Here is a 25,677-nt window from a genome sequence, read left to right as displayed (position 1 = left end):
AGAGAAGGTGGCTGCGGCGCCTTACCCCAGCTCGGACCGCCGGAACGACAGGTAGCCGACGGCGAGCGAGACGGCCGACCAGGCCAGCATGACGAGGACCGCGAACCAGGTCTGGTCGTGCAGTTTGTCGCTCTCGGGCTGGAAGTTCAGCTGGAACGACTGGTACTGGTCGAACACGCCGCTGTACACCGGCTCGGTCGACTGGAGGTACGCCGTCGCCGGCGAGAGGAGCTGGACGTAGCTCCGGGTGTTCTCGGAGACGGTCACCCCGAGCAGGCTCTCGACGGTGTCGAGGATGGTCCCGAGGTTGATGACCGGGAAGAAGCCGAACCAGAACACGACGAACACGAAGTACGCGCCGAGCGCGCCGAACATCGCCCGCGAGCGCGAGGACGCGGCGGCGGAGATGGCGACGAAGATGCTGACGAACGACACCGTGTACACGAGCGAGACGCCGGTGAAGACGGCGAACCGCTCGACGCTGGGTGCCTGGACGTACGTCGCGAGGGCGATGACGAACGACACGACCATCCCCAGCACGACGGCGGCGGTGGCGACGCTCAGCCGCGAGGCGAACTTCCCGAAGAAGTACTCCGCGCGGCTGTTCGGCAACCCCATGACGTACTTGATAGTGCCGTCCATCCGGTCGCCCGCGATGGAGAGGTAGGCCAGCGGCGCGAGGAACAGCGGGAAGACGAACGAGACGAACGCCGACACGTCGAACAGCGTCCTGTAGGGCTCGTCGTAGATGCCGTACTCCGAGGCGAACACCATCGCGACGAGCAGGGTGAACACGCCGATGACGGCCAGCACGATGGACGACCGACGGGCGTTCGTGAAGTCGTCGCGGGCGATAGTCGCCAGCCGCATCAGTCCTCACCTCCGGGGGTCGCGGCCACTCTGTCTTCCTGGGCGGCGACCGCCTCGTGCTCGCCGTTGGTGTACTCCTCGAACAGCGACTCCAGCGAGGTGGTCTCGATGCCGATATCCTCGACCGTCGCGGCGGCGTCGATGCGCCGGAGCGCGGGCATCTTCGCCGCCGGGTCGCCACAGGTCACCGTGACCACGTCCTCGGTGGCGGTCACGTCGCGCACGCCGTCGACGGCACGGACCGGCCCGAGGTCTGGAACCGTGTCCACGGTCGCTTCGACGACGCCGCCGACCCCCATCTCCGCACGGAGCTCGTCGAGCGTGTCGAGCGCGACGAGTTCGCCCTGGGCCATGATACCGACCCGGTCGCAGACCTTCTCCACCTGGTCGAGGATGTGGCTGGAGAAGAACACCGTCGCGCCACGGTCTGCCTCCTCGCGGACGATGTCCCGCAGGAGCTTGATGCCCTTCGGGTCGAGGCCGGAGGAGGGCTCGTCGAGCACCAGCAGGTCCGGCTCGCCGACGAGCGCGATGGCGAGCCCGAGGCGCTGTTGCATCCCCTTGGAGTACCCGCCTGCGGCTCGGCGGGCGTCCTCGGGCTCGAGGCCGACACGGTCGAGCAGTTCGTCCGGGTCGTCGTCGGCCGCCTTCGTCTCGATGGCGGAGACGAGGTGCTCCCGGCCGGTCAGGTTCTCGTACAGCCCGTACCCCTCGGGGAGCAGGCCGATGCGCTCGCGGACGGCCCGGGAGTGGGTCGTCACGTCCGCGCCGAGCACCTCGGCACCGCCGCTGGAGGGCTCGATGAAGCCGAGGAGCACGTTGATGGTCGTCGACTTCCCGGCCCCGTTCGGGCCCAGGAAGCCGAACACTTCCCCTTCCTCGACGGTCAGATCGAGGCCGTCGACGGCGACGACGTCACCGAATCGCCTGGTGAGGTCGTCGGTTCGTATCGCTGCCATGTGGTTCGACGTACTCACATCATTCCGAAATAAATCGGGCCGCGGTTTCAGAATCTGAAATGCGTAGCCCCCGTCAGTCGGCGACACCGAGACGGTCCCCGAGGAACTGCCGGAGCGGCGGTTCGTACGTCGACTGCCACGACGGCGCGTCGATGAGCCCGTGGCCGGCCCCTTCGGCGGTGAACAGCTCGACCGGGACGGCCGCGGCCTGCAGCGAGTCGCGCAGCCGGGTCGCCGACCGGTACGGGACCACGCCGTCCTCGGTGCCGTGGAGCAGCATCGCGGGCGGGTCGTCCCCGTCGGTGTGGTCGACGGGCGAGGCCTGCTCGTACGTCGACGCTGACTCGTCGGCACCGACGAACGCCTGCACGAGGGAACTGTCCATCGAGCCGGGGTCGGCGAGGTCGTAGATGCCGCTGAACCCGACGAACGCGTCGACGGCGACGGGCTGGTCCGGCCTGACGTCGGGCCGGAACGCCGGCACGTCGGGGGCGACCGCGACGAGCGCCGCGAGGTGGGCCCCGGCCGAGTAGCCCGCCAGCGCGCCGCGGGCCGGGTCGATGCCGTACGCCTCGGCGTTCGCCCGGACCCAGGTCACGGCGGCGACCACGTCGCGGACCGGGCGGGGGAACTGTGCGCCGGGCGCGAGCCGGTACTGCACGTCCGCGACCGCGATACCGGCCTCACAGAGCATCGAGAACAGCGGCCTGAACCCCTTGTTCCCGCGAATCCAGCCGCCTCCGTGGGCGAACACGACGAAGGGGAGGTCCGTCCGGTCGCGTGGCCGGTAGAGGTCGAGGCGGAGCGGCCCCCCGTCGGTCTCGACGAACGACAGGTCCCGGTCGACGCGGTAGGACGGCTCCGTCGCAGTTCCCGTCGCTGTCTCCGTCGGTTCCGCCGCCGTCGTCGTCATCGTCGTGGTGACTCGCGTCGTCGGCCGAGCCGTCTCCGTCCCGCCGCCGTCGCTCTGGCAGCCAGCGAGCAGCGCCGCCGTGCCCGTCGCGAGGATGCCGCGTCGTGTCCAGTCCCCGTCGTTCATCGGTCGCGGCTACGGCCCACGGCGTTTTATTTCCCGTGATATTCGGGGAGGAGAAACGTCAGAACTCGGGGTCGGCTTCGGGCTCGATGGTGCCGTCTTCCGGATCCGAAAGCGCCTCGAACTCGGTCCGGAGGTCGCGGATGCGGTCACGGATGTCGGCGGCGAGTTCGAACTCGAGGTTGTTCGCGGCCTCCTGCATCCGTTCCTCGAGCCGCTGGATACGTGCGGCGGCGGCCTCTGCGTCCTCGGGGCCGTCATCGCTTGCGAGCCCGCCGGTGTCGGTCTCCGCGCCGGGGAGACTCGTCTCACCGACCTCCTTCTCGATGGTCGTCGGGGTGAAGCCGTGCTCCTCGTTGTACTGCTGCTGGATGCGTCGGCGGCGCTGGGTCTCCTCGATGGCGGCGTCCATCGCGTCGCTGTGGTCGTCGGCGTACAGCACCACCTCGCCGTTGACGTTGCGGGCGGCACGCCCCATGGTCTGGACGAGCATCGTCTCCGACCGCAGGAACCCCTCCTGGTCGGCGTCGAGGATGGCGACGAGGCTCACCTCGGGGATGTCGAGCCCCTCGCGGAGCAGGTTGATGCCGACGAGCACGTCGATGTCGCCCAGGCGCAGGGCGCGGATCAGCTCGTGTCGTTCGAGTGTGTCCGTCTCGTCGTGCATGTACGCCACATCGACGCCCGACTCCTCGAGGAACTCGGTGAGGTCCTCGGCCATCCGCTTCGTGAGTGTGGTCACGAGCACGCGTTCGTCGCGTTCGACCCGCTCGTCGATGCGGTCCATCAGGTCGTCGACCTGCCCCGTCGCCGGTGCGACCTCGACTGCCGGGTCGACGAGGTGGGTCGGGCGGACGATCTGTTCCGCGACGTTGTCGCTGTGCTCGCGCTCGTAGTCGCCGGGCGTCGCGGAGACGTACAGCCGCTTGTCGGTCTTCTCGAAGAACTCCTCGTACGTCAGCGGGCGGTTGTCGTACGCCGTCGGCAGCCGGAACCCGTTCTCGACGAGCGAGTCCTTCCGGGACTTGTCGCCGGCGAACTGGCCCTTGATCTGGGGCAGTGTCTGGTGTGACTCGTCGATGACACAGAGGAAGTCGTCGGGGAAGTAGTCGAGCAGTGTGTAGGGTGCCTCGCCGGAGTCGCGGTCCGACAGGTAGAGCGAGTAGTTCTCGATGCCCGAGCAGTAGCCCGTCTCCTGCATCATCTCCAGGTCGAACGTCGTCCGCTCCTCGATGCGCTGGGCGGCGACGGCGTCGCCCTTGCGCTCGAAGTAGCGCACCCGGTCGGCCATGTCCTCCTCGATCTGCCCCATCGCGCGTTCCAGGCGTTCCTCCGGGATGGAGTAGTGCTCCGCCGGGTGGACCAGCACCGCGGGCTCCTCGCTGACGACCTGGCCCTGCATCGGGTCCATCTTCACCATGCGGTCTATCTCGTCGCCCCAGAGCTCCACCCGGACGGCGTACCGGCCGTACATCGGGTATATCTCGACGGTGTCGCCGCGAACCCGGAACGTCCCCTGCGTGAAGTCCACGTCGTTGCGCTCGTAGTTCAGGTCGACCAGCCGGGCGAGCAGCTCGTCCCGGCCGACCTGCTCGCCCACCTCCAGCCGCATGGACATGTCGACGTAGTTCGACGGGTCACCCAGTCCGTAGATGGCCGAGACACTGGCGACGACGATGACGTCGTCCCGCGTCAGCAGCGAGCGCGTGGCCGAGTGCCGGAGCCGGTCTATCTCGTCGTTGATGGAGGCGTCCTTGTCGATGAAGGTGTCCGTCTGCTCGACGTACGCCTCCGGCTGGTAGTAGTCGTAGTAGCTGACGAAGTACTCGACCGCGTTGTCCGGGAACAGCTCGCGGAACTCCTCGTAGAGCTGTGCCGCCAGCGTCTTGTTGTGTGCGATGACCAGCGTCGGCTCCTGTATCTCCTCGACGGTCCAGGACACCGTGTTGGTCTTGCCCGACCCCGTCACCCCGAGCAGGGTCTGCTCGGTCGCGCCGGACTCGAAGCCCTCGACCAGCGACTCGATGGCCTGGGGCTGGTCGCCCGCCGGCTCGAACGGGGCGTCCACCCGGAACTGCGTCTGGGCGTCCGGGCGGTCGGGGGAAAGCGGGCCGGAGTTGGCGTCGCTCATCGTGCCCGTCGTACGCGAGCCAGCGCAAAGAGTCGTGCGTTCGCGGGTGCCGGCGGTCGTTCCCGCCAGCCCGCCCGTTCGCTTGTCCCTGCAACACCGAGAGGGGTTGACACGCTCCAACACACATCCGATACGGTTTTCCCGACCCCACAGCAACCACCTTGCAAATGCTCGACCGCCGATACCTCCGGGAGAACCCCGAGGAAGTCCGCGAGAGCCTCGACAACCGGGGCTACGACGTGGACCTCGACGAGATTCTGGAACTGGACGAAAAGTGGCGCGAACTGAAAGCCGAAGGCGACGACCTCCGTCACGAGCGCAACGAGGTCAGCAGCAAGATCGGCCAGCTGAAACAGGAGGGCGAGGAGGAGGCGGCCCAGGAGGCCATCGAGCGGTCCAGCGAGCTCAAGGAGCGGCTCCAAGAGGTCGAGGAACGCACCGACGAGCTCGAAGACGAACTCGACGAGGCGATGCTCGAACTTCCGCAGGTCCCCCACGAGGGCGTGCCCGTCGGCGAGGACGAGGCCGACAACGTCGAGGTCGAGCGCTGGGGCTTCGACGAGCTGCGCGAGCTGCCCGACGAGGTCACGCCGCACTACGACCTCGGCGAGGAGCTCGACATCATCGACGAGGGCCGCGGCGCGAAGACCACCGGCGCCGGCTTCTACTTCCTGAAGGGCGACGGCGCGCGCCTCGAACACGCGCTCATCCAGTTCATGCTGGACGTCCACCGCGAGCAGGAGTACGTCGACGTGTTCCCGCCGGTCCCCGTGAAGTCGACCTCGATGCGCGGCACGGGCCAGCTGCCGAAGTTCAACGAGGACGCCTACCGCATCGGCGGCGACGAGTTCGACGACTACGACGACGACGACCTCTGGCTCTGCCCCACCGCGGAGGTGCCGGTCACGAACATGTACCGCGACGATATCCTCCTCCGCGAGGACCTCCCGCTGAAGCACCAGGCGTACACGCCGAACTTCCGACGCGAGGCCGGGGAACACGGCACCGAGACGCGCGGCATCGTCCGCGTCCATCAGTTCAACAAGGTCGAACTCGTCAACTTCGTCGAGCCCGAGGAGAGCTACGACCGCCTCGACGCGCTCGTCGAGGAGGCCGCCGAGGTGCTCGAACGCCTCGGGCTCCCCTACCGCGTGCTCGACCTCTGCACCGGCGACCTCACGTTCGCCTCCGCGAAGACGTACGACCTGGAAGTGTGGGCCCCCGGCACCGACAGCGAGGACGCCCCCGAGAGCATGGGCGGCCGCTGGCTGGAGGTCTCCAGCGCCTCGAACTTCGAGGACTTCCAGGCGCGCCGGGCGGGCATCCGCTACCGGCCCGAACACCACGAGAGCGCCGAGTACCTGCACACCCTCAACGCCTCCGGGACCGCCGTCGGCCGCGTGATGGTCGCCATCCTGGAGTACTACCAGAACGAGGACGGCACCGTCGACGTCCCCGAGCCCCTCCAGCCGTACATGGGGGGAACCGAGGTCATCGAGGGCCACGAGAAGGTCGGCGAGAGCGCGCTCGGCACCGACGAGTAGCGTCCATCCCCCACGCCACGAAACGCTTTTTCCACACCCTGACGTGGCTATCGTATGTTCCCGCCAGCGTTCTTCGGCGCCATCGGTGGCGCCGAGCTCGCCATCATCCTGTTCGTCTTCTCGCTCCCGGTCGCGCTGGTGCTCCTCGCCGGCGTCATCCACGCCGCCCGGTCCGAGCAGTCGAGCACGGACCGCGCGCTCGAGGAGCTCCGCATCGCCTACGCCCGCGGCGAGGTGGACGACGACGAGTTCGAGCGCCGGAGGCGAAAGCTCGAACGCGACGGACGGGACTGAAACAGCCTCACCGCGTGTACGTCTCGATGCGCTCGATGCGACCCTCCGAGAGCGTGAACACGTCGACGAACCGGAGCAACGGCTCACCGTCCTCGCACACCCGACCGCGGACCAGCACCGTTTGCTCGGTGTCGTCGTTCTCACCGGGAGCGGCTTCCCGCTGGAACCGACCCTGTAACTCGTGGCTCGTCTCCGGCGATGGCCGGCCGTCACGCATGAACCGGACGAACGACTCCCGACCCTCGAACGAGCGGTCCGGCCGTTGCTGAACGAACGACGGTGAGAGGGCCGAGCGGAGCGTCTCGTAGTCGTGCTCGTCGAGCGCGCGGTAGTACGTCGCGACCGGGTCGTCGGAAGCCATGGGCGTGCTTCGGTCGCCGCCCACAGAAACCCAGTGGTTGGCGACCGGACACGAATCTCGACCGCCGACGACTACTCTTCCGGGAACAACGAGGAGGGTGCCGGCAGCTCGTCGCCAGTGCTCGCGGCCTCGTGTGGCCCCTCCGCGTCCGCCCGGTACTCGTCGCCCAGGTCGTCCTCCTCGTCGGCGTAGTACTCCGCCGAGCGGGCGTACCACCGGGCAGCCTGTCGGTACTCGTCTGCGCGGTCGCCGGCCGCCTCGCACGCATGCTCCACGCGCGCCGACTCCGCGAAGCGGCCAGCGGACCGGAAGCTCTCGGCCGCCGCGTCGAAGTACGCGACCGCATCGTCGAAGTGCTCGACCGCGCCGAGCCACGCGGCCACCTCGTACTCGCTCCAGGCGGTCTCGAACCGGTCACGTCCCGTGTCGAGGTGTTCGTGCCCGCGAGCGTACCGCTGGACTGCGGTCCGGTCGTCCCGCACGTCGTCGATGGCCGCGCGGACCTCTCCAACGTCCGGCAGCACACTCTGGTCGTCCGTCGACCAGGCGTAGCGCACCCGCTGGCGCTCGTCGATGACGAACACCGAGCGCTTCGGGACGTTCCGGTGCCCGCGCCAGTCCGCCATGCAGACGCCGTACTCCGCGGCGACCTCGCCCATGCTGTCTGCCAGCAGTGGGTAGGTGATGTCGTACTCCTCGGCGAACCGACGGTGGCTGAACACCGAGTCTCCGGAGATGCCGAAGAGAGTCACGTCCGCGTCGAGATTCAGCAGGTCCATATCCTGAAGCGTACAGAGCTCGTCCGTACACGTCGGGCTGAAATCGGCCGGATAGAAGGCGATGACGACGAGATCCTCCCGGAGTGCCTCGACGAGGGAGTACTCGTCGAACTCGCCCCCCTCGACGCCAGGGAGGGAGAAGTTCGGTGCTTCGGAGCCGACGGAGAGCATGGGTCAACGTCTCAGCCCCGTCGACTTAACCATGGTTGCCGGTCCGCAGGATTTGCCCGCGATCTCGGCGACCGCTCTCTTCGTCCACAACGGTACGGTGGTCACCATCGCCTGCCTCGGGATTCCGACGGTGGCGCTGCTCGGATACAACGGGCCGTCGTCGGGAGCGTGACCGTCCGCGCAATGGGGCCCCGGGTAGCAGGGGAGACGCTCGCCGTGTCCGTCCCGCACGCCATCGTCGAACTTCCGGCGCTCTGGCTGACCGGAGCAGGCGGCATCCGGGTGAGCCACGGTCTCTGGAAGGTGGGGGCGGGCGAGGGGAGCGATACGAGCGGACCGCGCTTGTTCGCCGAGGCACTGGTCCGGTACGGGGTTGCACTCGCGTTGCTCGGAGTCGCCGCCGTCGTCACAGGCGACGCCCGTCGTCTTCCGCGCGCTGGCGTGAACGACGCAGGTGCGGATGGTTTTTCACTGCTTGCGACCACCGCTCCTACATGGTTCGGTTCCAACTCCAGGGCGTCCACGGCGGCTGGGAGGCCGCGGTGACCGGGCCCTCTGACCACGTGGAGTTCGCCGTCGAGAGCGACGACGACACGGTCTATCAGGGCTACGGCTCGCTGCACTCTTTGCTACGGCTCTACGACCTCGCACGGCTCGAACGGGCGGTCCATCCGCAGTTCCTCGGCTACGAGGTGGCCGAACGCGGCGGGACCGTGCTCGTCGACCTGCGGACTGGGCAGGTACGGACGACCTACGACGAGCTTCGGGGTGCGATGGAGCCGTTCCTCGCGGAGTTGTTCGAGACGATGGACGGCCAGACCGTCGGCGAGCGCACGGACCACATCGCGACGATGCAGGAGCGGGAGCTGACGCTGGTCGACATCGACGCGCTGTACGACCGACTGGTGTAGCGTGGCGCTTTTGCCCACTGCCGGGCAACGGGAGGTGTGAAGCTCCACGCCCGGTACGAGGGCGACGACGACCCCGACAAGTGCACGGCCCGGAAGCTCGCGAAGTTCGACCTCGCCGAGCTGCACCGCTCGAACCGGGCGACTCCGTACGGGCTGGTGCTGGACCCACACGCGGAGCAGGCGCTCTCGCCGGCCGACGACCCCGAAACCCTCGTCGCGCTCGACTGCTCGTGGGAGAGCGCGGACGTGGCTGCGTTCGACCTCCGCGGCGAGCACCGGGCGCTCCCGTTTCTCGTCGCCGCCAACCCGGTGAATTTCGGGAAGCCGTTCGCGCTGACGACCGTCGAGGCGCTGGCCGCGGCGCTGTGCATCCTCGGCGAGCGCGACCACGCCGAGCGCATCCTCGCGAAGTTCACCTGGGGCGAGACGTTCCTCGAACTCAACGAGGAACCGCTGCGGCGCTACGCGGCCTGTGCCGACTCCACCGAGGTCGTCGCGGTCCAGGACGACTACCTCGTCGACGAAGCGGAATAGCGAACAGACGGCACGCGCACTCCCTCCAGTCCGTGCACTGCGCGCGAGGGTGTGCCGTGCTCCCGCCTCGGCCCTCGTGCGACCGTTCTCACGTCACGTCGAGTCTGGTTGCGGGTTGGTATTTGAAGGGGAGGCTCGATGGCTACCGGATTTTAACCACTGGCGCGCGGCTGGCGAGAGGTGCGCGGTTCGGAACGAGCGTAGCGAGTGAGAACCGCGACTGTGAACGGGGAGCAAAGCGACCCGTGAGCGTGCCGAAGGCCGCGAGCCGAACTCGCGCGAGCGAATCGGCTGGGGAGGAATGAGGTGCGGTACGGTCGGGGGAGGGGCTGAAAGGGAGCGAGGACCGCTGGCTGTCCGAGTCCCCGCATTTCCTACCGACTGACCGGGCTTTCTGGCTGGTGTCGCCAGCAGTGACTCCAGTCCCGTTCGACCACACGACCCAGAAAACTCGCGGACGCACTCGGAAACGCTTTTACGCGCAGCACGGTGTAGGGAGGAGTATGGCACGATTCGAGGCTGCGGAGAAACGGTCGCTCGAGAAGATGATCTGCATGCGCTGCAACGCGCGGAACCCGAAGCGGGCGGACAAGTGCCGCAAGTGCGGCTACAAGAAGCTCCGCCCGAAGGCGAAGGAAGCGCGCGCCGCATAATCGCAGTCGTCTTTCTCGTCTCACTCGCGCGTGGAGTGGCCACACTCGCAGGACGCAGCTACTCGTCGGGGTACTTCGGCTCGCGGTTCTCGGCCCGGTCGAGTGCGGTCTCGACGACGTCGCGGACGTCACCGTGGAAGGTCTCGCCGTGGCCGGCGTACATGTGCTCGACTGTGTCGGGCATGCGTTCGAGCAGGGTGTGGATGCTCTCGATGAGCCGTTCGCGAGACTGGCCGGCCATGTCGGTCCGACCGAAGCTGCCGTAGTCGAACGCGCCGTCGTCGTGGACGACGACGTCGCCGCTGAACAGGCTGCTGTCGCTGACGAGGGAGACGTGGTCGGTGGCGTGGCCGGGGGTGTAGACGACTTCGAAGCGCTCGTCGCCGATGACGAGGTCGTCGCCGTCGGTGATGGCGTGGGTGCGTCGCGGGTGGTCGCCGTAGGCGTAACAGTCCGGGTCGTCGAACGCCTCGCAGACGGCGTCGAGCTGGGCGACGTGGTCGCCGTGCTGGTGGGTGAGCACGACCGCGTCGAGGTGGTCGGTGTGTTCGCGGACGACCTCGACGACGCCGTCCATGGCCCCCGCGTCGACGAGTACCGTCCGGTCGCCGACGGCGAGGTATGCGTTGCAGGTGAACGTCGCCGCGCCGGCAGTGACGTTGTGGACTTCCATACCTCGCCGTACGACAGCATCACTTAAGTGCTGACTGGAGCCTGCAACGCGCACAGAAAGTTTCCAGCAGATATTGCCGAACGTAATTCGAACGGGTTCTCCGCCGTGGTTTTTTTGAGTCCTCCACGATTATTGTACAGTGTATGGGTTTCGGGAGCTACGACGAATCGGAACAGAACAACCAGAGCATAGACACAGATCTCGACGAAGAGTCGGTCGATTCGCGCGAGAACGACCACCAGGGACGAATCGAGTTCGAGAACGGAGCCAGCAGCGACGAACTCATAAATCGACTGAAAGACATCAAAGACGACGGCTGACGGGATGAAAGCCGGCGTGCGGGCGGTCGGTATCGCAGAGTCCACGCAGGGCGGCGTGAGCACGCTCGCCGGCGTCGTCGTCAGGGCGGACCGTACTGTCGATGGCCTCTCCTTTGGGACGTGTACGGTCGGCGGGAGCGACGCGACCGACGCCGTCGTCGAGACGGTCCAACGACTCGGTCGGGACGACGTACGCTACGTCGTCCTCGCCGGTATCGCGCTGGCGTGGTACAACGTCGTCGACCTTCACGCGGTCCACGACGCGGTCGACCGGCCGGTCCTCTCGGTGACGTTCGAGGCGAGCGCGGGGCTCGAAACCGCTATCGAGGACGCCTTCGACGGCACGGCACGCGAACACCGGCTCGCAGTGTACCACCGCCAGCCGTCGCGAACGCCTGTCGAGGTCAACGGCGAGAACGTGTACGTGCGCGCCGTCGGCATCGACGACAGCGAGGCCCGCGACGTTGTCCGGGCGTTCACCCCCGAAGGAGGACGACCGGAACCGCTCCGTGTCGCCCGGTTTGCCGCCCGAGCCGGCGACGAGCTCCGCCGGGCCTGAGACCGCCGGGCGGCCACAGAGCGTAGCGGTTAGGTGGGCCCGCCACGCGTGAAGGCGTATGGAGACCATGGACGGGCTGGAGGTCCACGACTGCGAGCAGTGTCCGGCGCTCTGTGACTCGCGCAGCCGGATCGTCAACGGTGTCGGACCAGCCGACGCGGACGTACTGTTCGTCGGCGAGGCCCCCGGCGCGAACGAGGACGAGGAAGGCGAGCCGTTCGTCGGGCGCTCCGGCGACGTGCTCACCGAGACGCTCCGCGAGGTCGGCCTCGACCGCGAGACGGTCCGCATCACCAACTGCGTGCGGTGCCGGCCGCCGGAGAACCGCGACCCACACGCGGAGGAGCTCGCGAACTGCCGGCCGCACCTCGAGCGCGAGATCGACCTCGTCGACCCGGCAGTGCTCGTCACTCTCGGGAAGGTGCCCGCCGAACACCTGCTCGGGCGCTCCGTCGCGGTGACGAACGAGGCCGGGAGCCTCACCGACGTCCGCATCGAGGGGGAGCCGCGTCGCCTCCTCGTCTGTGTCCATCCCGCGGCGACGCTGTACGATCCGAGTCAGAAAGAGACGTTCGTCTCGGCCATAGAGAGCGCCGCCGACCTGGTCGGCGGCCGCGAGGAAGGGAGCGACGGGCAGTCCCGTCTCGGCGAGTTCTAGTCCTTCTTGGGCTTCTCGGAGCCCATCCACTTGTCCATGTCACCGAGGTCCCGGATGATATCGAGGATACCGCGTCCCTGATCCTCTCCGGGGCGCATGTACGACCGCACACGCGAAGAGGTCATCTCGACAGTCAGGACGATGAAGACCACGACCAGAATTCCCGCCGCAGCCTGCGGGTAGGCGCTCGGCGACCCGAACGCTCCGAGACTGATCTTCGCCTGGATGTACTGTCCGATCCCGCCGACGCCGATGACACCGAGACCGATTGCGATGCGGGTGTTGATCTCGAAGACGTACAGCGTCCACGCGACGTAGCCGTTGTACACCTGGCTCAGCATCCCGAAGATGATAGTCTGCAGACTCGATGCACCGGTCGAGCCGACCGCCTCGATGGGGCCGTCTTCGACCTCCTCGAGTTCGTCGGTCAGGAGGCGACCGAGGTTCCCGATGGTGTCGGTCCCGATCGCGAGCACCCCGGTGACCGGACCGAACCCGGTCAGCGGGACGAAGATGAGCGCCCAGATCAGTGCCGGCACCGCACGGATGGTGCTCATGATGCCCCGGAACACGAAGTTGAACGGGAACGGAACGACCCGTTCGGAGCCGAGGATGCCCAGGATGAGTGCGAGCGGGAATCCCAGTACGGTCCCCAGGAATCCCATGATGACGGTCAGCACGGCCGAACTCACGAGGACGCTCGCCTCGCCGAGTTCGGCACTCAGGACCGACGAGACGAACCACTGCGGATGCAGCAGCGTCTGGACGATGGCTTCGAGACCGCCGATCTCTTGATCCTTCGTCTGTTGTGTCAGGTCGACGAAGTCCGGCGGTACGAAGCCACTGAGGAACTCGGTCCACCCCGGCAGGTTCCGGTAGAGCAGCCCGACGGTCAGTTCGACGAACCACAGTCCACCGGCGGTCAGTGTGAGCAGCACCAGGATACCAGCCAGATAGAGGAGCTGCCGGTTCCGGGAGGCGCGGTCGAGCTGTTCGAGCTTCTTGCGGATCCGGTTGTCGCCCCGTGATGAGTCTTCTGACGCCATGTTAGATGTGCTGAATTCCTTCGTCGTTCTCGGCGCTCTCTTCCCCGTAGTAGATGCGGTCTACGACGTCCATCGTCAGATCCTCGCGGTCCCCGTTGAAGATGAGTTCGCCCTCGTTCAGGCCGATGAACCGGTCGCCGAACTCGCGGGCGATGTTGACCTGATGGAGGCTCACGATGGAGGTGAGGTTCCTGTCGACAGCCGCCCGGCGCATGTACTCCATGACGTCCTGGGCCGCCTTCGGGTCGAGACTCGCGACCGGCTCGTCCGCGAGCAGGAGGTCGGGGTTCTGGGTGAGCGCACGGGCGATGCCGACGCGCTGTTGCTGCCCGCCGCTCATGCTGCTCGCACGTTGTTCGGCCTCCTCGAGGAGGCCGACGGTGTCCAGCGCCTCGAGCGCCATCTGCTTGTCCTCCTCCCCGAACCGGTTGAGCAGACTACCGAACGTGGAGGAACGACTGAGGGCACCGGAGAGCGTGTTCTTGTACGCGCTGAGCCCCTCGACGAGGTAGTGCATCTGGAAGACCATTCCGACGTTGCTCGTCGGCATCGAATCGATGGGCTGTCCGTTGAACTCGACCGTCCCCTCGGTGGGCGTCGTGAGGCCGTTCAGTATCCGAAGCAGGGTCGACTTCCCGGCTCCGGACGGCCCGAGCAGGACGACGAACTCGCCGTCAGAGATCTCGAACGAGACATCGTCGAGTGCGACGGTGTCGCCGTAGATTTTCGATACGTTGTTGACGGAAATAGTTGCCATTTTGCGGTGCTAAAACGGGTTGACTGTTGAGCGGTGTTATCCGAAGATCTCTTCGCCGTAGCCGAGGTTCTCGGCGGTATCGACGACCGGCTGGTACGTGTCGACGCCACGTTCGCGGACGTCGTCGAACCACACGTCGTCGTCGGTGTCAGCCTCGCCGTCGGCACCGTAGTACATCTCGTCGGGCGCCTCGGTGAACGCGGTGACGATATTCTCCTTCTCGTCGTCGCTGAGTTCGGGCGAGACGACGATGGGCGCGCGCGGGATGCCGCTACGCTCGGCGACGACCTGCAGTTCGTCCTCGTTCGTGAAGTAGGCGAAGTCGCCCACGCCAGCCGCGTCGACCGTTCCGTCGGCTGCCGCGTTTGACGCCTCGATGTGGGTCGTCCACTGCGGGTTGAAGTCAGCACCGGTCGCACTCCCCGGCTCCTCGGGGAGCGAGAGGTCGGTCTCCTCCTTGATCATCGAGAGCGGGTAGAGCGAACCACTCGCGCTCAGCGCGTCGGCGAAGGCGATGTCGGCGCCCTCGAGGTCGCTCGGCTCCTCGATGTCCGAGCCCTTGGGGGCCACGATGAAGCTGGAGTACTCCCAGCCACCGTACGCCTTTCGCTGGAGGACGATGTCGACCTTGTCGGAGTTGACACCGAGTGCGGCGGCGAACGGACCTGTCTCGGCGACGTCGGCGTTGCCGCTGTCGAGGCCCTCGAGTGTTGCGCCGTAGTCCTCGGAGTAGCTCATCTGCAGGTCGTCCTCGCCGATGGGGTCGATGTGGTCGACGAAACGCTCGCCGATCGGCTCGTACTGAGCTTTCATCTGGTCCTGTGGTTCGGTCGGCGACATCAGGAAGGTCATCTGACCGTCCACGTAGGGGTCGCCTCCGAACGAACCGAGACATCCTGCAGCACCCACCATCCCAGCCGTGGTTGCTGCGCCAGCGGCCTTGAGGAAGTTGCGTCGACTTTCCATTGCGAATCAATTCATAGTTCTTGATGTTGCTATTAAAAGTTCCTAATCTATCTACATAGAACTACGTAGGGCAACGTCTGGATGGGGCGAGACGCCCCGACTCGCCATTTCGGCACGCTTCCGAGGCGGCCTCTGGCGGTTTGTGATGTTCTTCTGGCGATACAAGCTCGATAGCGGACGCTGGGCGTCAGCACGGCGACCGTCTCACCGCTGTGGCTCCGTGGGATATGTAGACAACATATCGGGTTTTTCTTGGGAGAGAATCAGGGGCGAGCGGCGGCGGACAGAACGTCTTCGGGCCCACCGTCTCCGGGGTGAACGTGACCGGAACGGAAACGCACTTGCGCCGCGACGCTGAACTATCGCTCATGAGTACGCAGTCGCGCTCCCGCGAGCAGGAGACACTCGCGGACATCGTCGTGGTGGACTACGGGCTGGGGAACCTCCGGAGCGTCTCCCGTGGTCTCGAACGGGCCGGCGCGTCGGTCAGCATCGAGAGCGACCCCGAGGCGTTCGGCGAAGCCGACGGCGTCGTCCTCCCGGGCGTCGGTGCGTTCGGCGAGGGGATGGAGAACGCCGAATCGGTGCGGGACGCACTCGTCGAGGTCGCCGACTCCGACACGCCGCTGTTCGGCATCTGTCTCGGGATGCAGATGCTGCTGACCGAGAGCGAGGAGGCCGAACGCGAGGGACAGGGCGACGTGAAGGGCCTGGACCTGGTTCCCGGCCGGAACGTCCGCTTCGAGACGGGCCAGACGGTCCCCCACATGGGCTGGAACGACCTCTCGATCCAGCGCGAGCACCCGCTCGTCGAAGGTGTTGACGGGCGGTACGCCTACTTCGTCCACTCCTACTACGCCGTGCCCGACGACGAGGACGCGGTCGTCGCGACGACGGACTACGGTGGCTCGTTCCCCGCCATCGTCGCCAACGACGACGGCACGGTCTTCGGCACGCAGTTCCACCCGGAGAAGTCCGGCGAGACCGGCCTCACCATCCTGCGCAACTTCGTCGACCTCTGTGCGGAGTGAGCGTCAGAGGAACTCCCTGACCTCGGAGTACCACATGTCGTGGTGGTCCACCGCGTCGACCCGCTCGGCGATGGGGACCGCCAGGGCGTGCCAGCACAGCTCGGTCGGGTCGTCCGGGTCCAGATTGTACTCGGCGTCCTTGCACGTGCAGCCGCTGTCCTCGACGATGTACTCGTCTTCGTAGCCCACGACGACGGTGAAATCGCGGTACCGCTTCACGCGTTCCTCAGAAACGGCCTCGATGGCGTGCTTGCCGCGGTCGCCGTGGACGGCCATTATTTTCTCGACCGCATTCGGGGTCAACTCGCCGGCTTCTTCGAGCATCGCCTGCCACTCTTCGACGGCGCGCTCGCGCTCCTCGTCGGTCACGCGAGCCACCCGGCCACGATGCCCCCAATCACTGTCCCGTCGTTCGGTCCGGGGTGTGAAAACAGTTCGGTCCCGGCACCCCAAGGCACTTGTCGAAAATCACCGTCGGCTACCGTATGCTCTCCAGACGGCAGTTCCTCGGAGCGACCGCGACGACCGCGGCCGTCGCCACGGCCGGCTGTCTCGGCAGCTTCGATGCGGGCGGCGACGGACCGACGACCGACGAGACACCGACCACGAACGCCACGACGACCGCGGCGCTCTCGCCCGGCGAGCAGACCCGGGGCGAGGCCGAACCCGTCTCGACGACGGAGACAATCACCGCCGACCGCTACGAGTACGTCGAGGCCAACGACACGGTCCGATATCCGGCCACGAGGTCGGGTGGGGAGGTTTCCAGCCACGGCTACTCGGCGTTCGAGAGATGGACCAACGTCGAAGGGGCGAGCGCGGCCGGGCCGGCGATTCTCGGACGACTCGATAGTCGCCTCGAATCGATGGCGAGCATCTCGGCGGGCTTCGGCAGCCGCGAGGAATCCGACCAGCTCTCCGTCTACGTGGCACACGTCACGTTGCAGGACCGCTCCGGGAGGGTCATCGACGAGCCCGAGGTGCCCTCCCGGCGGACGACCGATGACAATTAACGTAGACCGGAAACATAGTACACCTCTCTCCGACGAACACCGACTTGTCGGCGGTCATGAGCTGTGTTTGCTGGTACAGTCGGGTTACTCTTTGTCGGTATATCGCCGTTCACTCGCGCCTCGCGCCGACGCCGCGACGTTCGGGAGAGCTTTCAGGCTGGGGTTCACCACTCGGTGCCAACAAGCCCCTCGGTAGCGGCCGACACCGTCTGCTTGCTCCGGCACGAACGCTCCTCATCGGTTCATTGTTGGCAATGCGGAGAACTACCAATAAGCCGTTTCAGGTGTTAGCGACAGGCCGAAGTCCTGATCTGCTGTCAATGGACTTCGGAGTTGTCTCGTCTTCTGCTGTCGAATTCGTCGCCCACCCGAACAGTCTCTCAGCGGTCGCTGAGAGGAATTCCTGCGGGGCTGTTTGGTTAAGCGGGTCTGTGTCACTCTCGACTTCCAGACCGTCCATGATGCTGTCCCCATCTGTATCAGCAGTGACAGGGTCTGTCCCTTCCGCAATCTCAGTCAAGTCGTTCAACCCATCTTGATCGGTGTCTTGCCTCAGTGGGTTGAGGCCGTGCTGCCGTTCGTACCCATTACGGAGCCCATCATCGTCTGCATCATAGCCACTGTACAAGTGCTGTTCGCTCTCGAATTCATGGTCAGGGAAGCCAATCGCATTGATGTACCGATCCGCCACTGGCCCCATTTCTGGGCCGCCAACGTCGATCAAAATGCGTTTGAAGTCGGAATAATTGACGGTGCCATCATGCTGCTGAACGTCGCGGTAGACATCCCGCATGGATGCCTCACCATTCGTGTTCTCCCGTATCTGTTCATTAAGGAACGCAAGAACATGTGCTCCTTTATCATACTCTACGTATGAACTGTTCCATGTCGACCGGTCAGTTAGGTTCGCATGCTTGATCCTCTCGTCAGTAGTTGTGATCTGTTCCTCGAATTCCTCGGCAGTAGCCATTCCTCTATTCAACATGGTTGTGGCAGTGAAGTATTCAGCACTCCCCTCTACAAACCAACTCATCTCCGGGCTCATTCTCGTTTGTTGGGTGACGTGCACGTATTCATGCGCCCATGTAGTGTCAGGATGGTTCAGAGGTAAATTCGATTGCACATAGAAGTCGCCACCTGTTTCCCGACCGGCATTAGTCATATCAGTATATTCAGAGACTGCAATAATGAGTTTCTGGTCATCATTGCGACTGTTCCAGAGCGTTTCCTCCATATACCGGAACGTGTCGAACAGCTCGTCGCTATCAGGGCGTATTGACATCCCCGCCGTCTTCACGACCGTCGCATTTGTACCGTTAACCATGGCCGATTCAGTAGTATAGTGACCAAGATAAACATACCCGTCACCAGCAATACCCTCACCGGCGACACTATATTCTTCGTTGTATTCGGGAGATTCATCATAATACCGCCACCCGATGGAGGGAGATACAGTATCGACGATTGCCCAGCTCCCAACGTCGATGCCAGATTCGTCCCCACCGAGTGTGTCAGTTGAGAGATCGATTGTGTACGTTATTTGTGGCGCTTCACCACCCTCCCATACATATCCTTCTTCTGTTTTTTGGAGGTTCTGTATGTTCTGGATGTTGATTCTATCGGGATCGGGGTTTCCAAGATCTACCCGTGGAACGTTAGAAGGAATCTGATATTCTGCTACAGCTGTGATTTGTCCTGGTGTCTCTGGCGTTAATTCGTAGGTAATCTCGACCGTCAGGTCAGAAGGTGTACTGTTTTCATCTGCCGCCTCTGCGGCTACCGAACCTGGCACTAACGATATAATGAGCATCAAGATAAAAATCACCGCCAGCCCTCCTCGAATCGCCCTCGGTTGAATTGTGGGGCGTCTTTCAGAGTTCACACACCAACACCCGAATGTAAATGTATTAACTATTTCGGCCAGTCAACAGTTCAGTACGCTCACGCAGCTTCTCTTCGAGTTCGTGCTGGTCGACCATGCCGTACTCGAACGCGTACTCGGCGGCCTTCTCGCTCGCCGTGACCGGCGCGTCGCGGTCCCTGGTGACGGCGCCGGCCGCCTCGATGGTGTTGTCGACGACCGTCTGGCGGTCGCGGCCGGCGAGCGTGCGCGTGCTGTTCACGGTGATGGTCGGGAACTGGTCGCCGTCGGCGTCGGTGAGCACGTAGACGTGGTAAACGGCGGTGCGCGGGCGCGGATGACGCCCCGAGTGAGGACCCCCACGAGGCCGGCGACGCCGGTGTTCCTCCGGCGGTCGGTCCGCCGGCAGCAGTGACCGCCACATCGCATCCCTTTTCGCCCACCGCCGCCCACGACCCCACATGGACGTCACGGAGGGCAACGTCACGGTCTCGGTGCCCGAGCAGGACGGCGAGGGCACCCACGAGTCGGTCTTCTTCAACCCGGTCCAGGAGTTCAACCGCGACCTGACCGTCGCGGTCCTCCGGGCGTACCGCGAGAACGAGGAGCGCGCCGACACCTACCTCGACGCGATGACGGCTTCCGGGGTCCGGGGCGCGCGGGCCGCCGCCGAAGGCTGGGACGTGACCTGCTGTGACGTCGACGAGGAGGCCGTGGAACTCGCCCGGGAGAACCTCGCCCGGAACGACCTCCCCGGCGAGGTGGTCCACCGGAACGTCAACGCGCTCATGCACGAGGACTACTTCGACGTGGTGGACCTGGACCCGTTCGGCACGCCGATGCCCTTCGCCGACGCCGCGTTCGCCAACACGCGGGACCTGCTCTGTGTCACCGCCACCGACACCGCCCCGCTCTGTGGCGCGCACTTCGACTCCGGCGTGCGTTCCTACGCCGCCGTCCCGCGCAATACCGACTATCACGCCGAGATGGGCGTGCGGGTCCTGCTCGGCGCGCTCGCCCGGGCCGGCGCGCGCTGGGACACCGGCATCACGCCGCTGCTCACCCACGCGACGAGCCACTACGTCCGCACCTACCTCGACCTCTCGGGGCGGGCCACCGACGCCAACGCGAGCGTGGACCAGCTGGGCTTCCTCCACCACTGCGAGGACTGCCTCCGGCGCGAGGCCGAGCACGGTATGCTCCCGCACCCGCCCGAGACGTGCCCGCGCTGCGAGGGCAACCGGGTGCTCACCGCCGGGCCGCTCTGGCTCGGCCCCTACCGTGACCCCGACTTCGTCGCCGACGTGCGCGAGCAGGTCACCGACGACATGGGCACCGCCGACCGCGGACGGGACCTCTGTGACACGCTCGAAGCCGAGCTCGACGAACCGAGCCACTACGACCAGCACCGCCTCTGCAAGCTCTGGGGCCGCGGTGCCAGCGGCATGGACGACTTCCTCGGCGCGCTGCGGGATGCCGGGTTCGCGGCCTCGCGGGCACACTACGGCGGCACTACGTTCAAGAGCGACGCCAGTATCCCCGAGATGGAAGCAGCGACCGAGGAGCTGTGAAACGGTCGGTGAACGCTCGGCGCCGTAGCCAGCGACCTAACCACGCTCGGCGACGGTCTTTTTGCGGGAGTGCTCGTACCCGTACCCGTGTCACTTCCGCCAGCGGTCACCCGTGCGCGGTCGCTCGTCGTGGCGGTCGTCGAAATCGCACGTGACGAGCAGCTAACGTTCCTCGCGGCGGCCATCGCCTACTACGCGTTCGTCTCGCTGTTCCCGCTCGCACTGCTCGCCGTGGCGGTGGCGACGGCGGTCGGCGGCGAGGCACTGGCGAACGACGTGGTCGCGGTGGCCGGGGAGACGCTCACGCCGGCGAGCCAGGAGGTGCTGCGAACCGCGCTCGTCGAGCGGGAGGGCCGGGGCGGTGCGACCATCGTCGGCCTCGTGGTGCTGGTCTGGAGCGCGCTGAAGGTGTTCCGGGCCATCGACCGGTCGTTCTCGGCGGTGTACGGCCGCGGTCTCGAGGAGCCGCTCGGCGAGCAGCTCGTCGAGGCCGCGGTCGGGCTCGCGGCGGTCGCCCTCGCCGGCGCGGTCGCGGTCGCGGTCACCGTCGCGGTGAGTCTGCTCGACCTGCCGTACGGCAGCCTCGTCGGAGCGGCGGTCACGGTGGTCGCGCTCGGGCTGGTGTTCTTCCCACTCTACTACCTCTTCCCGCACGCCGACGTGACCGTCAGCGAGGCGCTCCCCGGGTCGGTTTTCGCCGCGGTGAGCTGGGCCGTTCTGAGCCTGGCGTTCACGCTCTACACGACCGAGTACGCGACGGCGTACGCGGTGTACGGCGTCGTCGGGGGCGTCCTGCTGCTCGTGACGTGGCTCTACCTCGGCGCGCTCGTCCTGCTCGTCGGTGCATCGCTGAACGCCGTGCTGGCCGGGCGAACGCTCGCGACGGAGGAGCTAGAGGCGAGTGTCGACCGGCACCTTCAAACCGCGGGCCTGCGACAGGACGAAGCGACAAGGAACAGCGACGATGCCTGAGGACGAGACGGACGACCCCACCGAGCAGGGCACCGACGCAACCGAGGACGACGGCGCACCAGCGAGCGAGGAGGCCGCGGACACGGAGCAGCCCGCGGGCGATGGCGCGGACGACGCCGACACCTCCGGCGATGCTGGCGGCGCAGGTGGCGACGAGCCCGGCGATGGGGGTCCAGACGGCGACGGCGGAACCGACAGCGGTGGCTCCGGCGACGACGACCGGACCGACCAGATCGACCGGCTGTACGAGCGGCTGGCCGAGCTCGAAGACGAGGTCGAGGGCAGCCGCGCGAGCAAGGACTCCGTCGCCGACCTCCGCGAGGAGCTCGCCGAGTTCGAGGACGACGTCCAGTCCCGCACGGTCGACCGTGACGAGATGCGGGGCGACCTCAAGCGTTACGTGCGACGGAAGCTCCGGCGCGGCCACGCCCGCGGCTGGGGCCCGTACGTCGTGCTGCTCTACGGCACGGTGATGACGCTGGGGCTGCTGTACACCCCACGGCTGCAGGGCGACGGCTGGGTGGTGCTCGCGATGATCATCATCTGGCTGTCGACGCTCGGGCTGTACGTGCTGTTCGTCATCTTCGGGCTGACGTTCTCCGTGCTCGGTATCCCGGGACGGCTCCGGGACCGTGTCCAGGAGTGGCGGTCGAGCTAGGCGGCGCTCGCGGCGCGTGACGACGCGGCAAAAGAAACGGATTCGTGTCGGCTCAGTACTTCTCGAGGTACCGGTCGATCTCCCACTCGGAGACGTCGACGAGGTAGTCCTTGAACTCGGCGCGCTTGGCCTCGGTGAACTTCTCGTAGACGTGCTCGCCGAGTGCGCTGGCGACGACTTCGTCCGCCTCGAGTGCGTCGACGGCCTCCCCGAGGTTGGTCGGGAGCGTCTCGATGCCGTACTCCTCGCGCTTTGCCTCGTCGAACTCGTAGATGTTCTCTCGGATGGGGTCCGGGCAGTCGAGGCCCTGCTCGATGCCTTCCAGGCCCGCGTGGATGAGCGCGGCGAAGGCGAGGTACGGGTTACACGACGGGTCCGGGAAGCGCGCCTCGATGCGGCTCGCCGCCGGGACGCGGGCGGCGGGCTTGCGGATGAGCGCGGAGCGGTTCCGGTCGGACCACGCGACGTACACCGGTGCCTCGTAGCCCGGCACCAGGCGCTTGTAGGAGTTCACCGTCGGGTTCGTCACCGCGGTGATGGCCGGCGCGTGCTCGAGGATGCCCGCCGTGAACTGCTTGGCGGTCTCGCTCAGGTCGAACTCGTCGTCGCCGTCGTGGAACGCGTTCTCGCCGTCCTCGGTGAACAGCGAGAGGTGCGTGTGCATGCCGGAGCCGTTGATACGCGGGATTGGCTTGGGCATGAACGTCGCGTGCTGGTCGTGTTCGGCCGCGATGGCGCGGACGACGGAGCGGAACGTCGCGACGTTGTCGGCGGTCGAGAGGGCGTCGTCGTACTCGAAGTTGATCTCGTGCTGGCCCTGTGCGACCTCGTGGTGCGAGGCCTCGATGTCGAAACCCATCGACTCCAGCCCGAAGATGATGTCCTTGCGGACGTCGCTCGCGAGGTCCTTCGGTGCGAGGTCGAAGTAGCCACCGGCGTCGCTGGTCTTCGTGGTGGCGTAGCCGTCTTCGTCCTCCTCGAACAGGAAGAACTCCGGCTCGGGGGCGGCGTTGACGGTGTATCCAAGCTCCTCGGCGCGCTCGATGGCGCGCTTGAGGACGCCACGCGGGTCGCCGGAGAACGGCTCGCCGGTGGACGTGTTGATGACGTCACAGATGAGCCGGGCAGCCGCGCTCTCGTCCGTGTTCCGCCACGGCAGGACCGCGAACGTCGTCGGGTCGGGGTCGAGCCGCATGTCCGATTCCTGGATGCGCACGAAGCCGTCGATGGACGACCCGTCGAAGTATATCCCCTCCTCGAACGCCTTCTCGGCCTGGCTCGCCGGGACGGAGACGTTCTTGACGGTCCCGAGGATGTCCGTGAACTGGAGCCGCAGGAAGTCCACGTTCTCTTCCTCGATCTGTTCGAGCACAGCTTCCTCCTCCGCACTGAAGTTTCCGCTTGTCATCTTTCTGGTCGACTAATCCAACCATTGCCAGTACTAAAACCCTACTGTTATACGCAAATCTCGGGAGAGGCGTCCTGAATTGAATGTTCGTAAACTTCTAATGGCTGGGAGCGTACGGTGGATACAATGACGTACGAAAATCTCGACGCGAAGTTGGTGAATGCACTTCTGGACAACGGCGACGCGAGCCTTCGGAGCCTCGCCGAGCAGCTCGACGTCTCGGTGACGACGGTCTCGAACCACGTCTCCGCGCTGGAGGACGACGGGGTCATCCGTGGCTACACGCCGAAGGTGGACTACGACCTGCTCGGGTACGACGTGACCGCCATCCTCCAGCTCAAAGTCGAGGGGAGTGCCCTCCCCGACATCACCGACAGACTCCGGGCGGAGAAGCAGATGGTCTCCGTCTACGAGGTCACCGGCGACTACGACGTCATCGCCATCGGGAAGTTCACCGACACGGACGGGATGAACGAGCAGATCAAGCGCCTGCTCACCGACCCCGAGATCAACGAGTCGAACACCAGCGTCGTGCTGAACTCCGTCTGCGAGAACGAACAGTTCTCGCTCGAAGTGGACGACTGACCGCCAGCGGGGACTGCCGATAACGCACTCCTTTTGTCTCGGATGTGGGTAGTGGCCACCGATGAGCACGCGCTTCCGGACGGCCGACGGCCTGGTCGACCACCTCGCCGACCGCACGTTCGACCGACCGCCGGCCATCGTCTGCAACGCACACGTCACGGGACTCGGCGTCGCCCGCGCGCTGGCGGCCCACGACGTCCCCGTCGTCGCACTCGACCGCACCCCCGACGGCGTCGCACCGGGGTCGACCGCCGTCGCCGCCGCCGGTGCCGTCACCTACCCCCTGGACGACGCCGACGGCTTCCGGGCGGACGTCGAGGCCGTCGCCGACGCCCTCGAACACGAGCCCGTCGCCTTCGGCTGCATGGACGAGTGGGTCCACGGGCTGGCCGACACCACCCCTGACGGCGTTTGCCTGCCCTTTGCCCCCGGGACCATCGACGCCGTCCTCGACAAGACGTCGCTGTACGCGCTCTGTGACGAGCTCGACGTCCCGTACCCGGAGACGTACCGACTCGAGGAGACGGGGGTCGACGGCGACGGGCCGCCGGTCCGTAGCGCCGACGCGGCGGCCGCCGAGCTCGGGTTCCCGCTCGTGCTCAAACCGGCCCGGAAACGCGAGTTCGAGGAGGCCCTGGGCACGAACGTCGTCGAGGTTACCGGCCGCGACGAGTACCGCGACGTCGTCGAGGGGGCGGGCGACGCGGGCATCCGCGTGATGGCCCAGGAGCGCGTCGACGTGGCCGAGGGCGAGGACCGCTCGCTCGCGTCGTACGTCCCCGAGTCGGGTGCGCCGCTGGGCGTGGTCGGCAACGCCAGGGTCCGGCACCCGCGGGGCTACGGCACCTCCTGCGTCGTCGACGTCGTCGACGACCCCGACCTCAGGGAACGGGCCCTCGCCGTCCTCGACGCCGCCGGCTACCACGGCATCAGTGAGGCCGAGTTCGTCTACGACCGCGAGCGCGAGACCTACGTCCTGCTCGACGTGAACACCCGTCCGTGGAAGTGGATCGGCCTCCCCGTCGCCGCCGGTGCGAACCTCCCGATGGCCGCGTACGCCGACGCCACCGACGCCAGCTACGAGCCCGGCCCCCGCCGCGAGCCGCGCTGGGTGTACCTCGCGGACTACCTCCACGGGCTCGCCGACGGCGGCCGCGACGTGCTTTCGCGCGAGGAGTGGACCGCCCTCGCGTCCGGTCGCGTCGACGGCGACGACGGCATCGTCACCGGGGTTTACCGCCCGGAGGACCCGGAGCCGACTTACCAGCTGCTCCGGACGGAGCTCGGCACCCGGGAGTACTACTGCGCCTGCTGAGGTCCGGTGCCAGCGGCGGCGGGAGAACCCGCCGATGTCGC

General features: G+C 66.3%; 30 protein-coding genes. 16 read left to right on the top strand and 14 right to left on the bottom strand.

Annotated elements, in window-relative coordinates:
• Positions 1-21: 21 nt before the first annotated feature.
• The 4 genes from NO978_RS17100 to uvrB form a co-directional block, all read right to left on the bottom strand.
• Entirely contained in the window at positions 22-870 is an 849-nt protein-coding gene (locus NO978_RS17100; RefSeq protein WP_257300772.1) for an ABC transporter permease, read from the bottom strand.
• A complete protein-coding gene (locus tag NO978_RS17095) occupies positions 870-1,829 on the bottom strand; it encodes an ABC transporter ATP-binding protein (RefSeq protein ID WP_257300771.1) in 960 nt (319 codons plus the stop codon). Before NO978_RS17095 ends, NO978_RS17100 begins: the two co-directional genes overlap by 1 nt.
• A 73-nt stretch (positions 1,830-1,902) precedes the next feature.
• Positions 1,903-2,868 (bottom strand): alpha/beta hydrolase, encoded by a 966-nt coding sequence (locus NO978_RS17090; protein ID WP_257300770.1) that lies wholly within the window; start codon positions 2,866-2,868, stop codon positions 1,903-1,905.
• Positions 2,869-2,926: 58 nt separating this feature from the next.
• Positions 2,927-4,996: an excinuclease ABC subunit UvrB gene (gene uvrB / locus NO978_RS17085; protein ID WP_257300769.1), complete on the bottom strand. Its 2,070-nt coding sequence runs from the start codon at positions 4,994-4,996 to the stop codon at positions 2,927-2,929.
• A gap of 167 nt (positions 4,997-5,163) precedes the next feature.
• On the opposite strand from uvrB, the gene serS reads away from it, so the two are divergent.
• Positions 5,164-6,540, top strand: a complete 1,377-nt coding sequence (serS, locus tag NO978_RS17080; RefSeq protein WP_257300768.1) for a serine--tRNA ligase — start codon at positions 5,164-5,166, stop codon at positions 6,538-6,540.
• Positions 6,541-6,594: 54 nt separating this feature from the next.
• Entirely contained in the window at positions 6,595-6,834 is a 240-nt protein-coding gene (locus NO978_RS17075; RefSeq protein WP_257300767.1) for an SHOCT domain-containing protein, read from the top strand.
• A gap of 7 nt (positions 6,835-6,841) precedes the next feature.
• Here NO978_RS17075 and NO978_RS17070 read toward each other — a convergent pair whose 3' ends face one another.
• Both NO978_RS17070 and NO978_RS17065 read right to left on the bottom strand, forming a co-directional pair.
• Complete coding sequence (locus NO978_RS17070) at positions 6,842-7,195, bottom strand: nuclear transport factor 2 family protein (protein WP_257300766.1); 354 nt, start codon at positions 7,193-7,195, stop codon at positions 6,842-6,844.
• A gap of 71 nt (positions 7,196-7,266) precedes the next feature.
• On the bottom strand, positions 7,267-8,145 hold the full coding sequence (locus tag NO978_RS17065; protein ID WP_257300765.1) for a redoxin domain-containing protein: 879 nt from the start codon (positions 8,143-8,145) through the stop codon (positions 7,267-7,269).
• Positions 8,146-8,176: 31 nt separating this feature from the next.
• On the opposite strand from NO978_RS17065, the gene NO978_RS17060 reads away from it, so the two are divergent.
• The 4 genes from NO978_RS17060 (at position 8,177) to NO978_RS17045 (ending at position 10,243) form a co-directional block, all read left to right on the top strand.
• A complete protein-coding gene (locus NO978_RS17060; RefSeq protein ID WP_257300764.1) occupies positions 8,177-8,317 on the top strand; it encodes a hypothetical protein in 141 nt (46 codons plus the stop codon).
• A 322-nt stretch (positions 8,318-8,639) separates the two neighbouring features.
• Positions 8,640-9,056, top strand: coding sequence for a hypothetical protein (locus NO978_RS17055; protein WP_257300763.1), 417 nt, complete (start codon positions 8,640-8,642; stop codon positions 9,054-9,056).
• A gap of 36 nt (positions 9,057-9,092) precedes the next feature.
• Complete coding sequence (locus NO978_RS17050; RefSeq protein WP_257300762.1) at positions 9,093-9,590, top strand: DUF367 family protein; 498 nt, start codon at positions 9,093-9,095, stop codon at positions 9,588-9,590.
• A gap of 503 nt (positions 9,591-10,093) precedes the next feature.
• Positions 10,094-10,243 carry a 50S ribosomal protein L40e gene (locus NO978_RS17045; protein ID WP_089732234.1) on the top strand — a complete coding sequence of 50 codons (150 nt, stop codon included), beginning with the start codon at positions 10,094-10,096 and terminating at the stop codon, positions 10,241-10,243.
• Positions 10,244-10,301: 58 nt separating this feature from the next.
• Here NO978_RS17045 and NO978_RS17040 read toward each other — a convergent pair whose 3' ends face one another.
• Complete coding sequence (locus NO978_RS17040) at positions 10,302-10,916, bottom strand: MBL fold metallo-hydrolase (RefSeq protein WP_257300761.1); 615 nt, start codon at positions 10,914-10,916, stop codon at positions 10,302-10,304.
• Between the two features lie 143 nt (positions 10,917-11,059).
• Here NO978_RS17040 and NO978_RS17035 point away from each other — a divergent pair, with 143 nt between their 5' ends.
• Genes NO978_RS17035 through NO978_RS17025 form a run of 3 tightly spaced genes read left to right on the top strand, consistent with a single transcriptional unit; the run spans position 11,060 to position 12,453 of the window.
• The gene (locus NO978_RS17035) at positions 11,060-11,236 is read left to right on the top strand and encodes a DUF5786 family protein (RefSeq protein ID WP_257300760.1); all 177 of its coding nucleotides are present in this window, start codon (positions 11,060-11,062) and stop codon (positions 11,234-11,236) included.
• A gap of 4 nt (positions 11,237-11,240) precedes the next feature.
• Positions 11,241-11,795, top strand: coding sequence for a DUF99 family protein (locus tag NO978_RS17030; RefSeq protein ID WP_257300759.1), 555 nt, complete (start codon positions 11,241-11,243; stop codon positions 11,793-11,795).
• 58 nt (positions 11,796-11,853) lie between these two features.
• A complete protein-coding gene (locus NO978_RS17025) occupies positions 11,854-12,453 on the top strand; it encodes a uracil-DNA glycosylase family protein (protein ID WP_257300758.1) in 600 nt (199 codons plus the stop codon).
• Here the strand turns inward: NO978_RS17025 and NO978_RS17020 are convergent.
• The 3 genes from NO978_RS17020 to NO978_RS17010 are packed head-to-tail and all read right to left on the bottom strand — an operon-like array spanning position 12,450 to position 15,222.
• Positions 12,450-13,499 (bottom strand): ABC transporter permease, encoded by a 1,050-nt coding sequence (locus NO978_RS17020; RefSeq protein WP_257300757.1) that lies wholly within the window; start codon positions 13,497-13,499, stop codon positions 12,450-12,452. The two genes, NO978_RS17025 and NO978_RS17020, sit on opposite strands and share 4 nt — an antisense overlap.
• 1 nt (position 13,500) lies before the next feature.
• On the bottom strand, positions 13,501-14,256 hold the full coding sequence (gene phnC / locus NO978_RS17015) for a phosphonate ABC transporter ATP-binding protein (RefSeq protein WP_257300756.1): 756 nt from the start codon (positions 14,254-14,256) through the stop codon (positions 13,501-13,503).
• Positions 14,257-14,292: 36 nt separating this feature from the next.
• Positions 14,293-15,222: a PhnD/SsuA/transferrin family substrate-binding protein gene (locus NO978_RS17010; RefSeq protein WP_257300755.1), complete on the bottom strand. Its 930-nt coding sequence runs from the start codon at positions 15,220-15,222 to the stop codon at positions 14,293-14,295.
• Between the two features lie 368 nt (positions 15,223-15,590).
• On the opposite strand from NO978_RS17010, the gene hisH reads away from it, so the two are divergent.
• Positions 15,591-16,253: an imidazole glycerol phosphate synthase subunit HisH gene (gene hisH, locus NO978_RS17005; protein WP_257300754.1), complete on the top strand. Its 663-nt coding sequence runs from the start codon at positions 15,591-15,593 to the stop codon at positions 16,251-16,253.
• Between the two features lie 3 nt (positions 16,254-16,256).
• On the opposite strand, the gene NO978_RS17000 is transcribed toward hisH, so the two are convergent.
• The gene (locus tag NO978_RS17000) at positions 16,257-16,577 is read right to left on the bottom strand and encodes a hypothetical protein (protein ID WP_257300802.1); all 321 of its coding nucleotides are present in this window, start codon (positions 16,575-16,577) and stop codon (positions 16,257-16,259) included.
• 161 nt (positions 16,578-16,738) lie between these two features.
• Here NO978_RS17000 and NO978_RS16995 point away from each other — a divergent pair, with 161 nt between their 5' ends.
• Positions 16,739-17,266, top strand: a complete 528-nt coding sequence (locus NO978_RS16995) for a twin-arginine translocation signal domain-containing protein (protein WP_257300753.1) — start codon at positions 16,739-16,741, stop codon at positions 17,264-17,266.
• A 280-nt stretch (positions 17,267-17,546) separates the two neighbouring features.
• Here NO978_RS16995 and NO978_RS20055 read toward each other — a convergent pair whose 3' ends face one another.
• Positions 17,547-19,148 carry a hypothetical protein gene (locus NO978_RS20055; protein WP_257300752.1) on the bottom strand — a complete coding sequence of 534 codons (1,602 nt, stop codon included), beginning with the start codon at positions 19,146-19,148 and terminating at the stop codon, positions 17,547-17,549.
• Between the two features lie 25 nt (positions 19,149-19,173).
• Positions 19,174-19,431, bottom strand: a complete 258-nt coding sequence (locus NO978_RS16985; RefSeq protein ID WP_257300751.1) for a hypothetical protein — start codon at positions 19,429-19,431, stop codon at positions 19,174-19,176.
• A gap of 157 nt (positions 19,432-19,588) precedes the next feature.
• On the opposite strand from NO978_RS16985, the gene NO978_RS16980 reads away from it, so the two are divergent.
• The 3 genes from NO978_RS16980 (at position 19,589) to NO978_RS16970 (ending at position 22,328) form a co-directional block, all read left to right on the top strand.
• Positions 19,589-20,698, top strand: coding sequence for a tRNA (guanine(26)-N(2))-dimethyltransferase (locus tag NO978_RS16980; protein ID WP_257300750.1), 1,110 nt, complete (start codon positions 19,589-19,591; stop codon positions 20,696-20,698).
• Between the two features lie 87 nt (positions 20,699-20,785).
• Positions 20,786-21,670, top strand: a complete 885-nt coding sequence (locus NO978_RS16975) for a YihY/virulence factor BrkB family protein (RefSeq protein ID WP_257300749.1) — start codon at positions 20,786-20,788, stop codon at positions 21,668-21,670.
• Positions 21,663-22,328, top strand: a complete 666-nt coding sequence (locus tag NO978_RS16970) for a ribonuclease BN (RefSeq protein ID WP_257300748.1) — start codon at positions 21,663-21,665, stop codon at positions 22,326-22,328. Before NO978_RS16975 ends, NO978_RS16970 begins: the two co-directional genes overlap by 8 nt.
• A 52-nt stretch (positions 22,329-22,380) precedes the next feature.
• On the opposite strand, the gene glnA is transcribed toward NO978_RS16970, so the two are convergent.
• Complete coding sequence (gene glnA / locus NO978_RS16965) at positions 22,381-23,736, bottom strand: type I glutamate--ammonia ligase (RefSeq protein WP_257300747.1); 1,356 nt, start codon at positions 23,734-23,736, stop codon at positions 22,381-22,383.
• Between the two features lie 126 nt (positions 23,737-23,862).
• Between glnA and lrp the strand changes: the two genes are divergently transcribed.
• Entirely contained in the window at positions 23,863-24,321 is a 459-nt protein-coding gene (gene lrp / locus NO978_RS16960; RefSeq protein WP_257300746.1) for an HTH-type transcriptional regulator Lrp, read from the top strand.
• A 61-nt stretch (positions 24,322-24,382) separates the two neighbouring features.
• Positions 24,383-25,636: a carboxylate--amine ligase gene (locus tag NO978_RS16955; RefSeq protein WP_257300745.1), complete on the top strand. Its 1,254-nt coding sequence runs from the start codon at positions 24,383-24,385 to the stop codon at positions 25,634-25,636.
• Positions 25,637-25,677: the final 41 nt, after the last annotated feature.

This window comes from Haloarchaeobius sp. FL176 (assembly GCF_024609245.1).
Classification (GTDB): domain Archaea; phylum Halobacteriota; class Halobacteria; order Halobacteriales; family Natrialbaceae; genus Haloarchaeobius.
This window is presented reverse-complemented; position numbering and strand designations above follow the sequence as displayed.